Source organism: Candidatus Spongiihabitans sp. (assembly GCF_965237845.1).
Taxonomy (GTDB): domain Bacteria; phylum Pseudomonadota; class Gammaproteobacteria; order Arenicellales; family Poriferihabitantaceae; genus Spongiihabitans.
The window spans coordinates 1,772,267-1,785,316 of record NZ_OZ250154.1 but is presented as its reverse complement, the minus strand read 5'-3'; the positions used below and the strand labels follow the sequence as shown (position 1 = coordinate 1,785,316).

At 46.9% G+C, this 13,050-nt stretch carries 12 protein-coding genes; 8 read left to right on the top strand and 4 right to left on the bottom strand.

Translation table 11 applies throughout. From position 1 onward, the window contains the following. Positions 1-64: 64 nt before the first annotated feature. The 6 genes from lapB (at position 65) to ACPXXB_RS08490 (ending at position 6,463) form a co-directional block, all read left to right on the top strand. A complete protein-coding gene (lapB, locus tag ACPXXB_RS08515) occupies positions 65-1,255 on the top strand; it encodes a lipopolysaccharide assembly protein LapB (RefSeq protein ID WP_423906573.1) in 1,191 nt (396 codons plus the stop codon). Positions 1,256-1,326: 71 nt separating this feature from the next. Continuing rightward, the gene (locus tag ACPXXB_RS08510) at positions 1,327-2,652 is read left to right on the top strand and encodes a UDP-glucose dehydrogenase family protein (RefSeq protein ID WP_423906571.1); all 1,326 of its coding nucleotides are present in this window, start codon (positions 1,327-1,329) and stop codon (positions 2,650-2,652) included. Continuing rightward, complete coding sequence (gene rfaE1, locus ACPXXB_RS08505; RefSeq protein WP_423906568.1) at positions 2,633-3,637, top strand: D-glycero-beta-D-manno-heptose-7-phosphate kinase; 1,005 nt, start codon at positions 2,633-2,635, stop codon at positions 3,635-3,637. Before ACPXXB_RS08510 ends, rfaE1 begins: the two co-directional genes overlap by 20 nt. Then, a complete protein-coding gene (rfaD, locus tag ACPXXB_RS08500) occupies positions 3,634-4,644 on the top strand; it encodes an ADP-glyceromanno-heptose 6-epimerase (RefSeq protein WP_423906565.1) in 1,011 nt (336 codons plus the stop codon). The genes rfaE1 and rfaD overlap by 4 nt, the downstream gene beginning before the upstream one ends. A 48-nt stretch (positions 4,645-4,692) precedes the next feature. Then, entirely contained in the window at positions 4,693-5,583 is an 891-nt protein-coding gene (gene rfbA, locus ACPXXB_RS08495; RefSeq protein WP_423906562.1) for a glucose-1-phosphate thymidylyltransferase RfbA, read from the top strand. 106 nt (positions 5,584-5,689) lie between these two features. After that, the gene (locus tag ACPXXB_RS08490; RefSeq protein WP_423906559.1) at positions 5,690-6,463 is read left to right on the top strand and encodes an S-methyl-5'-thioinosine phosphorylase; all 774 of its coding nucleotides are present in this window, start codon (positions 5,690-5,692) and stop codon (positions 6,461-6,463) included. Here ACPXXB_RS08490 and ACPXXB_RS08485 read toward each other — a convergent pair. Continuing rightward, positions 6,455-7,129, bottom strand: coding sequence for a CsiV family protein (locus ACPXXB_RS08485; protein WP_423906556.1), 675 nt, complete (start codon positions 7,127-7,129; stop codon positions 6,455-6,457). The two genes, ACPXXB_RS08490 and ACPXXB_RS08485, sit on opposite strands and share 9 nt — an antisense overlap. A 60-nt stretch (positions 7,130-7,189) precedes the next feature. After that, complete coding sequence (mfd, locus tag ACPXXB_RS08480; RefSeq protein WP_423906554.1) at positions 7,190-10,648, bottom strand: transcription-repair coupling factor; 3,459 nt, start codon at positions 10,646-10,648, stop codon at positions 7,190-7,192. A 204-nt stretch (positions 10,649-10,852) separates the two neighbouring features. On the opposite strand from mfd, the gene ispD reads away from it, so the two are divergent. Both ispD and ispF read left to right on the top strand, forming a co-directional pair. Continuing rightward, positions 10,853-11,557, top strand: a complete 705-nt coding sequence (gene ispD / locus ACPXXB_RS08475) for a 2-C-methyl-D-erythritol 4-phosphate cytidylyltransferase (RefSeq protein ID WP_423906551.1) — start codon at positions 10,853-10,855, stop codon at positions 11,555-11,557. Positions 11,558-11,559: 2 nt separating this feature from the next. Continuing rightward, on the top strand, positions 11,560-12,048 hold the full coding sequence (ispF, locus tag ACPXXB_RS08470; protein WP_423906550.1) for a 2-C-methyl-D-erythritol 2,4-cyclodiphosphate synthase: 489 nt from the start codon (positions 11,560-11,562) through the stop codon (positions 12,046-12,048). Here ispF and ACPXXB_RS08465 read toward each other — a convergent pair. After that, positions 12,045-12,398 carry an HIT domain-containing protein gene (locus tag ACPXXB_RS08465; protein WP_423906547.1) on the bottom strand — a complete coding sequence of 118 codons (354 nt, stop codon included), beginning with the start codon at positions 12,396-12,398 and terminating at the stop codon, positions 12,045-12,047. The two genes, ispF and ACPXXB_RS08465, sit on opposite strands and share 4 nt — an antisense overlap. 68 nt (positions 12,399-12,466) lie before the next feature. Next, complete coding sequence (locus ACPXXB_RS08460) at positions 12,467-13,042, bottom strand: gamma-glutamylcyclotransferase (protein ID WP_423906545.1); 576 nt, start codon at positions 13,040-13,042, stop codon at positions 12,467-12,469. Positions 13,043-13,050: the final 8 nt, after the last annotated feature.

The following is a 13,050-nucleotide window of genomic DNA, read 5'->3' as shown; positions in this document are numbered from 1 at the left end:
GACGCCGGGCCATGGCCGAGTAATCGGATGACTAACCCTGATATAGAATTCTGTCACATTAATCATGGACCCAATCTGGTTATTACTGCTACTGCCTTTAGCCGCCGCCGGCGGTTGGTTGATGTCTGCCCACGACAAGTCTGCGGTTTCCAAGTCCAGCGGTTTGCCTGAAGCTTATTTCAAGGGGCTCAGTTTTTTATTGAATGAGCAACCCGACAAGGCACTGCAAGTGTTTTTAGAAGTCGTTGAAGTCGATAAGGAAACCGTGGAGATGCACATGGCTTTGGGCAATCTGTTCAGGCGTCGCGGAGAAGTTGAGCGAGCAACTCGAATTCATCAAAATCTGGTTGCACGCTCAGATCTTGATGATAGCCTGCGAGGATTAGCATTATTTGAACTGGCCCAGGATTACTTTAAAGCGGGATTGTTTGATCGAGCAGAAAACCTTTTCCATGAATTACAGCAGGTTTTAGAATACAAAGAGCAAGCCAATCGATTTTTATTACAAATCTACGACCAGGAAAAAGAGTGGCGGAAAGCGATCTATATTGCGAAACAACTGGATCAATTCGTAGAACAGGATTTCTCCCAGACCATTGCGCATTATTATTGCGAGCTTGCAGAAAAAGCGATTACCGAAAGCAATATTCAAGACGCGGAAAAACACCTCAAGTCAGCATTCCGTCATGATGCTCGTTGTATCCGGGCGGTAATTCAATCTGGACGGCTTGCGGCTATGCACGGTAATCATACCAATGCTATTGCTATCTGGCGCGGCTTAGCGTATTGGGCTCCACAAGCGATGGGCGAGGTGGTTGGCCATGTGTCCAGCAGTTATGCGGCGCTAAACGATGAACCTTCATTCAGAAAATTTCTGGAGTCTGCACTGGAAAAAAACTCTGACCCGAGAATTGTTGCCATGCTGGTGGAACTGACCCATAAGAACGACGGCAGAGAAGCAGGGCAAGCTTTAATGTTGAATCTAGTGCGAAAACATCCTAGTCTGGAAAGCATGTATCAACTTGTGAAGAATCATGAACAAAATGTTACGCCGAGCAGGCAAGACAAGGATTTCTTATTGTTGGCGGATTTATTGGCGGAAGTTGTGGAAATGGGGCGCAATTATCACTGTCGGCAGTGCGGATTTCAAAGTAACTCTTTGCATTGGCAATGCCCAGGCTGCAAAGGCTGGGGAACTGTTCAAAGGCAAATCGGGAATAAATTAATCTCCCCCGCAGCTGCTGTCGGCTGGTGAGCCTTGCCAGTAACTAAAAACCCAACGCATGATTCTACAACCGCATAGATTTCTAACAACCAAGGCCAGCTATGAATATTACTGTTGTCGGTAGCGGATATGTTGGCCTGGTTTCCGGTGCTTGTTTATCCGAAATGGGAAACAATGTTGTTTGCATAGACACTGATCAAGGGAAGATCGATGGACTGAGAAAAGGCATTATTCCGATATACGAACCCGGCCTGGAAACTCTGATACGTAAAAACATGGCATCAGAGCGCCTGAGTTTCACCACATCCATTGAAAAAGGGGTCAATCATGGCGAAGTGATTTTTATTGCTGTGGGCACACCGTCTGATGAAGATGGGTCTGCGGATTTGCAATACGTGAAACGGGTCGCGCAATCCATCGGCGAACAAATCAATGACTATCGTGTTGTCGTTACCAAGTCCACAGTGCCGGTTGGCACATCTGGAATTGTAAAAGCCACGATCAATCAAGCGCTTGAGAACAGGGATCTCAGCATTTCGTTTAGCGTAGTATCGAATCCAGAATTTTTGAAAGTAGGCGCGGCGGTTAAAGATTTTATGAAACCGGATCGTATTGTCGTCGGTGTTGAAGATGATCGGGCGCTGGATATATTACGAAACCTGTACGCGCCGTTTAATCGCAACCATGAAAGACTCATTGTTATGGACGTGCCCTCTGCGGAATTAACAAAATACACTGCCAACGCGATGCTGGCGACAAAAATTTCATTCATGAATGAAATATCCAATCTGGCAGACTGTCTTGGTGCAGATATTGAGTCGGTGCGAATTGGTATCGGCGCCGACCCAAGAATCGGCTATTCGTTTATCTATCCCGGTTGCGGTTATGGTGGCTCCTGTTTTTCCAAGGATGTCCAAGCGTTGCATAGAACTGCAAAAGAGGCCAGCTACGATGCAAGAATATTGAGCGCCATTGAAGCGGTTAACAACGATCAAAAACGTGTGCCAGTGAATAAAATAGTCGATCACTTTGGAACAGATCTTAAAGGTAAAAAGTTTGCGCTTTGGGGGTTGTCGTTTAAACCAGACACGGATGACATGCGTGGCGCGCCGAGCAGAGTTGTTATGGAGGCGTTATGGGAGATGGGAGCAACCGTTCAGGCTTTTGATCCTGTGGCAACCGATGAGGCGCTTAGAATATATGGTGAGCGCGACGACTTAACATTATTTAGTGATACACCCTACGATGCCTTGACAGATGTGGATTGCCTGATAGTTGTCACCGAATGGCGGGTTTTCCGAAGCTCTGATATCGATCAAATCAAGTCAAAAATGCGGGGAAATGTGATCGTCGATGGCCGCAATATTTTCTCTCCGAGGACGGTGACCGAAGCAGGGTTAAGTTATTATGGAATCGGTCGACAGTAATCATATCGAAAACCGGGTCGAAAACCGGGTCGAAAACCTGCTCGAAAAACTGGCCAGCACCCGAATATTGGTGGTCGGCGATGTTATGCTTGACCAATACTGGATAGGCGATGTGAAACGCATTTCTCCCGAAGCGCCCGTGCCCGTTATTACCGTGCAGGAAACGACTGAGAGAATTGGCGGCGCTGGAAACGTAGCGAGAAATATAACGGCATTGGATAGCGTATGTACGCTGCTAGGTATTGTCGGTCAAGACCAGGCCGGGCGCAGCTGCGAGAAAATCGCCAACGATTCAAAAATCAATACCGCACTCGAATACGACAGCACGATTAAGACCACCATAAAACTCAGAGTAATATCGAAAAATCAGCAATTGCTGCGATTAGATTTTGAAAATTCACCCAACGCCAAGGTATTAGCGGTCATTCTGGATCAATATCGTAATTTGATCCAAAGCCATGATGCGGTGATACTTTCAGATTATGGCAAGGGCAGTTTGGCACAGGTTGAATCATTGATAGCGGTTGCCAAAGAAAATGGCAAACCAGTGTTAATTGACCCTAAAGGCGGCGATTATTCAGTGTACCGCGGGGCCACTATGATCACCCCGAATCTGGTCGAATTCGAATCAGTTGCGGGGGTCGTCCAGGGAGAACAGGATTTAGAGACCAAAGCAAATTCTCTAATCAATCAATATGAACTCAATCAATTGTTGGTTACATTAAGCGATCAGGGCATGAAGTTATTCGATTCCAAAACTGAATCTATCCATATCCCTGCCAGAAGCCGTGAAGTCTATGATGTCAGCGGGGCAGGGGATACGGTAATTGCAGTGATGGCGATGGCGTTGTCTGCCGGATTACCCCATTCTGTGGGTATGGAACTGGCAAATAGCGCGGCTGGCGTGGTGATATCGAAATTGGGAACGGCGACCGTGGACCGGTATGAGCTAAGCGCGGCATTCAAGAAAAATTACCGGTCATGATTATTGTTACCGGAGGTGCCGGCTTTATAGGGTCTAATCTTGTCAAGGCACTCAATCAGGAAGGGATAGAAAACATCATGGTTGTTGACAATTTGACCAATGCCGAAAAAATAAAAAATCTGGCCGACCTTAAAATCGTTGACTATATGGATAAACATGAGTTTTACGATTTTATGATCGATGGCAGGAAATTTTATTCAGTGTCGGCCGTATTCCACCAAGGCGCGTGCTCGGATACTATGGAAACCGACGGGGAATATGTCCTGCACAACAACTTCACTTATTCGAAAGAATTATTTCAATTTAGCAAGCGACACCAAGCGCAGTTCATTTACGCGTCATCGGCATCGGTTTATGGCAGTGGTTCGGTATTTGTGGAACAGCCGGAAAATGAATCCGCATTAAACGCCTATGCCTGGTCGAAATTATTATTCGACAACTATATTCGAAATCAAAAGTCCGTCGACATTCGCATCGACATTCCCATCGACATTCAATGCGTCGGACTAAGGTATTTTAATGTTTATGGTCCGCGAGAATTTCACAAGGGTCGCATGGCATCTGTCGCCTGGCATTGTTATAACCAGTATAAAGAAGACCAGAATGTCAGATTATTTTCCGGTTCGGACGGCTACAACGACGGCCAGCAGGTTCGTGATTTTGTTTATGTCGATGATGTCGTTGGCGTCAATCTGTTTTTGTTGAAAAATCCTGGGGTGAGCGGCCTGTTCAACGTCGGCACAGGTCGATGCCAAAGCTTTAATGATGTCGCTCTGGCGGTGGTAAATGCTTGTCGTCAAAGCCTTGATAAAGAAATGCTGACCCTTGCCGAAGCGATTGCAAAAAAAGAAATAACTTACGTTGCCATGCCGGACGCGCTGATTGGCAAGTATCAAAGTTATACTCAGGCTGATTTGAGTAAATTAAAATCAACCGGTTTCAACGGGTCATTCGATAATGTCAATCAGGGTATAACAAAATATATTTCATGTTTATCAACCGCATAATCTTAATGGTCAACGGTTGGGATTATTGGGGCGTGTTGGAGGAATAGGGTGAGGGGATTAATACTGGCTGGAGGATCGGGTTCGCGTTTGTGGCCGGCAACGCTTGCCGTGTCTAGGCAGCTTATCCCGGTGTACGACAAACCAATGATTTACTATCCTTTGTCGGTATTATTGTTGGCTGGAATCAAGGATATTTTGATCATTTCCAGGCCTCAGGAGACGCCCCGATTTCAGCAATTACTCGGCGATGGCGGCAAATGGGGGGTAAATTTTTCCTATGCGGTACAATCGGCGCCGGAAGGGTTGGCCCAGGCGTTTATAATCGGTTCGGAATTTATCGGTAATCAGAATAGTGCCTTGGTGCTGGGTGATAATATTTTTTACGGCCATCACTTAACCGATAGTTTACAAAAAGCGGCGACATTAAAAAAAGGCGCCCGGGTTTTCGCATGCCAGGTAAGCAACCCTGAAAAGTATGGCGTAGTGGCGTTCGACGAAAGTGGGCAGGCTTGCAATTTGGAAGAAAAGCCGAAAGTGCCAAAGTCACAATATGCAGTGACCGGACTATACTTTTACGACTCCACAGTGGCGCAACGAGTGCGCTCGCTCAAACCTTCTGCGCGCGGAGAGTTGGAAATTACTGATTTGAATAAAACCTATCTGGATGACGGAATGTTGAGTGTGGAAGTGTTGACTGGTGGAATGGCCCGCGGAATGACCTGGCTCGATACCGGAACATATGACGCCCTGCTTGATGCCGCAATATTTATCCAGGCTGTTGAAAAGCGTCAGGGTATGAAAGTGTGTTGCCCGGAAGAAATTTGTTGGCGCATGGGTTATATTGATGATGGCCAATTGGAGAGTCTGGCTGAGCAATTAAAAATGAATGATTACGGTAAATATCTGAAAAAATTAGTCATTGAACGGAGGGCAAATTGAAAGGCGTACACCCTATTAGTAAGTTTATTTTTCCCAAACAAGCCAGGTTGGCTATCGCTAATCGGTTTTCAAATCGTAAAATGCTGCATCAATTGAGGAACCAATGATGACGCTGGCGATAATTGGAGGTAGCGGGTTTGATCAACTCCCGAATTTCGCTGTTGTCGAGCAAAGGAAAGTGTCAACACCCTACGGTTCGCCATCGGCGCCGCTATCATTCGGAAAGTATTGTGGTTCAAAACTAGTATTCTTGCCCAGGCATGGCGGCGATCATTCCATCGCGCCGCATAGAATCAACTACCGCGCCAATATGTATGCACTGAAAGACGCCGGTGTCACTGAGGTCGTTGCATTAGCGGCGGTAGGCGGAATTAACCCCGATTTCCCCGCGCGCTCAATCGTTATTCCCCATCAAATTATTGACTATACCTCGGCCCGGGAGCATACATTTTACGACGGCAATCTTTCTTCAAACAGCCACGCTTCAAATAGCCATGTAGATGACAAGGTGAATCACATTGATTTTACTGAGCCTTATGATCAACCACTCAGATTGCGACTAATACAGGCGGCTCAACATATGACAATCGAAGTTAATAACAGCGGGGTTTATGCCGTTACCCAGGGACCCAGACTTGAAACCGCTGCAGAAATTGATCGCCTGGAAAGAGATGGCGCGGAAATTGTGGGCATGACCGCAATGCCCGAAGCCGCACTGGCCAGGGAATTGAATATGCGCTATGCCAGTATCGCTCTGGTGGTCAATGCAGCGGCAGGGCGGGGCGACCAGGAACTGACAATGGAGATAATCCAGGCAAATTTGGCGGCAACAACCGATGATGCTTTGGCAATTTTGGAGCAGTTTATATCACTATTCTGATGGCCATACGCTCAGAATCACCCCAAACAGGGGATGGTCGAAGTAATGAATCTCCTTGAATTTTAGCCGCCGTTTTTCGGATATGAAAAAATGCGGTTGTTGAAATTCAAGGTTTGTGTCTGAAGCAATCAAATGCTCATTTGAGTCGATATCGGCACGGGCATTGGCATCGGTGACAGTATTGTCATTAACAAATACTTCTGGCCTTGTTGGCGAATATTGCACCTCGACATCAGCAAAAATCAGCGATGTTTTGTAGATTCGAATAAAGCCATAGGGCAACGACGAGTTTGCTGCGCCGAAAGAGATTAAAGGCGCATGTTGATATACCTCGGCAGGTTGAATCCATCCGGCTGAGTGTAAAATTCCATACCCTGCGGCTGCCAAATTATTTCTTATGTCAGCAAGATTAATTAAAGCAGGGCTGGTTTCATAGTCGATAGCTTTGGTGGCCAGGCGTTGCATTTTCTGTAACTTGCCAGTGACACGTTGACTCGAAAAATCCCATATTTCATCAGCATCATTATCGGCATCGTTGGCAGCTTCCAGACGCTCAAAAACGATCAGTTCTACGGCGTAGTCTCTAGCGTAAACGACCTGGCCAAGACCAGGCAGCAGTATGCCCAGAACGACCTCAAAAACAACAATGAGTGATTTATTTCGCATATAACCCATAAAAAATTCAGCGTAGCATAAACCAGCGCTAATTATGCCGCCACCAATTGGCTAATGCAGGGTTTCATACAACGTATCAAAGAGAGTTTCAATCTTGTTCATTCTCGTAAAAGGGTCTGCCAGATCATCGGTAATTTTAAACGCATTTGGGCCGGATAGCTGGTAAAGATGAGGATTGTCTTGAATTAAGGAAAATATCACGCTGGGGTCGATCACCGGATAGTCATGGAACTCGATGACACCGCCATTATCGCCAATATCCGCTTTTCGTATATCCAATCGTTCGGCTTGTAGGCGCAAGGCGGTTAAGCGGAACAGGTTTTTTCCCTGATCGGGCAGCAGACCAAACCGATCAATGGTTTCTATTTGCAACTCTTCGAGTTGCTCCAGGTCCGTGGCATTGGATATTCGTTTATATAAAATCAATCGTGTATGGGTATTGGCCAGGTAATCCGATGGAAATAATGCGGCAACGTGCAAGTCAATAATCGATGCTTTTTCAATTTGCAAAGCGCTATCCGGTTCAGGCAGTTTGCCTTCCTTGATTGCGTTTACAGCAAGGGTTAGATATTCGCTATACAGTGAAAAACCGATCTCATCGATTGATCCGCTCTGAGTTTCTCCGAGCAATTCTCCGGCGCCGCGAATTTCCAAATCGTGGGATGCCAGCGCAAATCCAGCGCCTAAATCTTCCATTGAATCGATCGCATCAAGTCGTTTTCTGGCGGCATTGGTAATGTATTCTTTGTCCGGTATCAGTAGATATGCAAACGCCTGATGATGCGAGCGGCCGACGCGGCCTCTTAGTTGATGCAATTGCGCCAAGCCAAAACGATCGGCCCGATTGATGATTATGGTATTGGCAGTCGGGATGTCGATTCCGCTTTCAATAATGGTAGAGCAAACCAGAATATTAAAACGTTGATGATAAAAATCCTGCATCACCCGCTCAAGCTGCGATTCACGCATTTGCCCGTGGCAAATATTCACTTCAGCTTCAGCGACCAACTCGGCGATATCGACGGCCATGCGCTCGATGGACTTAACCTCGTTGTGCAGAAAAAAAACTTGCCCGCCTCGCCGTATCTCGCGTAAACAGGCTTCCCGAATCAAGCCCCGATTCCATTGACGAACAAAAGTCTTTATCGACAATCGGTTGACTGGGGGTGTTGCGATAATCGAAATCGACCTTAGCCCGGCCATGGTTATGTTCAACGTGCGCGGGATGGGTGTTGCCGTCAAAGTCAAAATATCAACCTGGCTGCGGATTCGTTTAATTTTCTCCTTTTGTCGGACCCCGAATCGATGCTCTTCGTCGATAATCAATAATCCCAGAGCATTAAAACGAATGTCATCCTGCAGCAATCTGTGCGTGCCAATGACAATATCAATATGTCCGTTGGCAATACGCTTAATCAGTTCCGCAGATTGTTCGCGGGTATTAAATCGTGACAGTGCCGCAACATTGATCGGCCAGTCTGAAAATCGCTCCACAAAGGTCTGATAGTGCTGATCAGCCAAAAGCGTAGTAGGCACCAAAATTGCAACTTGTTTTGCATTGCTTGAGACGATGAACGCGGCTCTTAATGCAACCTCGGTTTTTCCGAATCCCACGTCACCGCATACCAATCTATCCATCGGATCGGGATAGCCGAGATCGGAGACGACTTCGCTGATAGCTTGCTGTTGATCCGGGGTTTCCTCGAATGGAAATTGACTGTTAAAGCGCTCGTTTTCCAGCGTGTTAATTTCAAAAGCGTGGCTCTTGCGCGCATTTCTGAACGCTTCCATTTCCAGTAACTCTGCGGCGACATCGTAGGCTTTTTCCCGGGCGCGTTTTTTTGATTTTTCCCATTGATCGCCGCCGAGTCGGTGCAATGGCGCCAGGTCGGGAGATCCGCCGACAAAACGGCTGATTAGATTTAACGATAAAACCGGGATATAAAGTTTATCGCCGTTTTGATATTCAAGGGACAGAAATTCACCTGAATCACCACCGACAACCAATACGTGCAACCCTTGGTATCGACCCACGCCATGTTCAATGTGGACCACCGGATCACCAATGCTGAGCTCTGTCAGAGATTTTATGATTGATTCCGGGTCCCGGGATGCCTGGCTTCGGCGCCGGCGTTGGTAAACCTTTTCGCCATATAACTGGCTTTCGCATATAATTTCAATGCCATTCGCATTCGAGGCAAACCCCCGTTCAAGGGGGGCAATTGCCAGACCCAGAGCGGCTTGTTCATCGGCGATGAAGTCATGCAACCCCTGAAATGAGGTCGGTCGCAGGTTGTTGCTTAAAAGCGCATCCTCTAATGCCTCCTTGCGTCCTGGGGTTTCTGCGACAATTAAAATTTTGTTATCACTGGCGCGTAAATGTGCCAGCAATTCCTGATAAGGCGTGTCCTTTCTGGAGTCGACTGGAAACTGTTTATTGGGATTAGCCTCAGCCGACCAGGATGTTTTCCTGTCATGCCCGCGAATAATATCTATTCCTGAATATTTGCTGATCCTTTCTTCAACTTCACTGGTGTCCATATAGAGTTGATTTGGTGGTATGACTTTGCGAGCTGGATCGTAATTCGCATTGATGTATCGATCATTAATTTCTGCCCAATAAGTTGAAGCGGACTCGTTGAAATCCCGGGTTTTTACGAAAACCGAATTTTCCTGAAGATAATCAAACAAGGTTGCAGTATGGTCAAAAAACAACGGGAAAAAAAATTCAGTGCCCGCAGGGGTGTTGCCCATGGAAACTTGGTTGTAGATTGTTTGTTTCATGGGATCGCCTTCGAAGTAGCGACGAAACGATGAGCGAAAATGTTTGATTCCGGGCTCAGTCATTGGAAATTCGCGTGCCGGCAGCAGTTCAATTTTATCCACCTGTTGTTTTGATCTTTGGGTGTCTGAATCGAAAATACGAATAGTCTCCAGCTCATCGTCAAACAAATCCAACCGAAATGGCGCGCCTGCGCCCATAGGAAACACATCCACCAGTCCGCCGCGCACGGCAAACTCGCCGGGCGACATGACCTGATTCACGGCAATATAGTTTGAGTCAATCAGTTGACGTTTTAAGGTGTCAAGGTTGATGTGTTGAGATTTTTTCAATGCAAACGTATGCCCCAGTACGTAATCCACGGGCGGAAGTCGCTGCATCAAATTTGCAGTTTGAATCAAGACAATACCGCGGCGCAAGGTCGGCAGTTTCCCTAAAATTCGGAGTCGGTCTGATATGATGTCCTGATGGGGGGAGAATATGTCGTAGGGCAGGCTTTCCCAGCTCGGGAAATTTAATACCGGAATATTGTCCGCCTGGTGTAGAAAATATCGAATCTCGGTTTCCAAAATCTGAAGTTGGCGCTGATCTTCAAGTACAATTACCAATATTCCGTTGTATCGCCGGGCCGCTTCAGTTATCGCCATTCCCGTGGCGGCGCCGTGAAGATTCGACCAGGAAATACGCTGCCCATGATCGGGCAGGATTGGATTTAGCAGCGAATGCATGTCAGATTTGAGCGGATGTGGGCACAGCACAGACGTTTACCTAGCCAATATGAAGGGGTCGGATTTTAACCTTCCTTGTTCCAATATTTCACAATAACGGTGATAATTTTGTTGCTTTCAATGTTAATGCCACCATGGAAAAATAATCAGCCTTTGACATAATAGACCTTTGACATAATAAACATTGAGCGGCAAGAAAATTTTATGGCTGAACAACATAAGGTCTGGGCAATAATCCCGGCTGCGGGTATTGGGGGCAGGATGTCGGCCGATATACCGAAACAGTACCTTAAAATTTATGGCAGACCGATGCTGCACCATACCTTGTCCCGCATTTGTGCCAGCCCGGTGATTGATGGTGTGATAATCGGCATCAGTCCGCAAGATAGCAGGTGGTCGAAAGACCTGTTTACCCATCCAAAGATATTGGGCGTCTGCGACGGTGGCAGGGAGCGCAGGGATACTGTTCTCAATGGGTTAAAGTTTCTGGATGGTTTGGACGAGGTGGCGCAATCGGATTGGGCCCTGGTTCACGATGCGGTTCGCCCCGGTATAATGCAACAAGACATTCAGAATTTACTGACCCAGGCCAATGACAATCAAATTGGCGCGGTACTTGGCAAAAGACTGGCGGACACTTTGAAAATTACAGATGAGAACCAAGCGATTCAACAGACCGTTGATCGGAAAAATTTTTGGCGAGCATTCACCCCCCAGGTGTTTCGCCTTGGTGATTTATTGCGGGCAATCGAAGTTTCGGTTGCGGACGGAGTCCAGATTACCGATGAGTCCATGGCAATGGAGCAATTGGGTTTCCACCCCGCTATGGTCGAAGGTCATTCGAGTAATAACAAAATAACCACAAGAGATGACCTTGATTTGGCGGATTTATTGCTGGCGAAATTTTAATAATGAGAATCGGTAACGGTTACGATATCCACGCATTGGTCAAAGGCCGAAAATTAATTTTGGGTGGTGTTGAAATAGACTGGCACCTGGGCTTGGCGGGTCATTCCGATGCGGATGTATTATTACACGCGATATGCGATGCCTGTCTTGGCGCGGCGGCTATGGGTGATATCGGCCATCATTTTCCACCCGACGATGACCAATATAAAGATTTGGACAGTCGGATACTGTTAAGAAATGTTGCCGCAATGCTGCGCCATGCACAATGGAAAATCGGTAATCTGGATTGCACCATCATTGCGGAAAAGCCGCGCCTGTCTCCTTATATTTCAGCAATGCGGGAGAATATTTCATCGGATTTGTCTATCGCCCTGAGTCAGATCAACATCAAAGCAACCACCGCCGAAGGCTTGGGATTTATCGGCCAACAGCAGGGCATTGCAGCCCAGGCGGTGGTATTGCTGGAGACTGCCGATAGCCCGGCGCGTTAATCTGCCGCAACCATTCGCCCTAGTCGTCTGCCGCCCATTAAATGCATATGCAGGTGGTAAACCTCCTGCCCGCCGTGGTTTCCACAGTTGATAATCAAGCGATAACCGTTTTCTGCCAGGCCTTCTTGTTCGGCCAGTTTTTTGGCAACAATAAACAGGTAGCCCAGTACCGCCTGGTCCTGTTCGGTTACTTCGTTGACGGTCGGAATTGGTTTATTCGGGACGATTAATAGGTGGGTGGGAGCCTGGGGATAAAGGTCCCTGAACGCGGTGACTCGAGCGTCCTGAAATAAAATATCCGCAGGAATTTCCCGGTTTATAATTTTGCTAAAAAGTGTTTCTTCAGTCATAAGATAAATAATATTAAGTTTTGTAATTGCTCATCTTAATGCCAAATCAGGCGCAACTTTTAAAGGGGCTAAAGCGCGGCGGCGATACGATGCAATTCGGTATTGCGGATGCCCAGTGCATTGAGATAATCGACGGTATTTAAAATATACTCCACGTTTGTGCCCCTCGGTCCCTTGGCGTTGCGGATGAGCGATACGGCTTCTTTGATATCCATTCTTTGGGCGTAATTGGGGTGCCCTGTTTTTGAAACAAAAGTCAGCGCGTTAACCACCTCTCCACATTGTAAATGAATGGATATAATTATCGGATTGTAGGCTTCGGTTATCATCTCTCGGTCAAAAAGATAGCTCACTGTGTGTTTGATGTTGTGATCATGGGCTCTAAATGCCATGCCCCGGCATGACCCTCCCCGGTCCAGCCCTAATATCAATCCCGGTCGCGCTATGCTGCCGCGATATTGTGTGGACCAAAGACATAGTCGGCGGTGAAAACCATAAATCCGCGCAGGTTGTGAGTCGGTGTGTGAAAAACCCGGATTCCACATTAACGAGCCATATCCAAAAACCCATAGATTTGTTTTTGGAATTGAAAACTTTGGATTAGCGACCTGGGGCAAACCTGGTGTAAAATCTATTTTCTTCACGATGTTGA

Coding starts and splice junctions, on each gene's coding strand:
- lapB (WP_423906573.1), top strand. CDS start 65: ATGGACCCAATCTGGTTATTACTGCTACTGCCTTTAGCCGCCGCCGGC.
- ACPXXB_RS08510 (WP_423906571.1), top strand. CDS start 1,327: ATGAATATTACTGTTGTCGGTAGCGGATATGTTGGCCTGGTTTCCGGT.
- rfaE1 (WP_423906568.1), top strand. CDS start 2,633: ATGGAATCGGTCGACAGTAATCATATCGAAAACCGGGTCGAAAACCGG.
- rfaD (WP_423906565.1), top strand. CDS start 3,634: ATGATTATTGTTACCGGAGGTGCCGGCTTTATAGGGTCTAATCTTGTC.
- ACPXXB_RS08490 (WP_423906559.1), top strand. CDS start 5,690: ATGACGCTGGCGATAATTGGAGGTAGCGGGTTTGATCAACTCCCGAAT.
- ACPXXB_RS08485 (WP_423906556.1), bottom strand. CDS start 7,129: ATGCGAAATAAATCACTCATTGTTGTTTTTGAGGTCGTTCTGGGCATA.
- mfd (WP_423906554.1), bottom strand. CDS start 10,648: ATGCATTCGCTGCTAAATCCAATCCTGCCCGATCATGGGCAGCGTATT.
- ispD (WP_423906551.1), top strand. CDS start 10,853: ATGGCTGAACAACATAAGGTCTGGGCAATAATCCCGGCTGCGGGTATT.
- ispF (WP_423906550.1), top strand. CDS start 11,560: ATGAGAATCGGTAACGGTTACGATATCCACGCATTGGTCAAAGGCCGA.
- ACPXXB_RS08465 (WP_423906547.1), bottom strand. CDS start 12,398: ATGACTGAAGAAACACTTTTTAGCAAAATTATAAACCGGGAAATTCCT.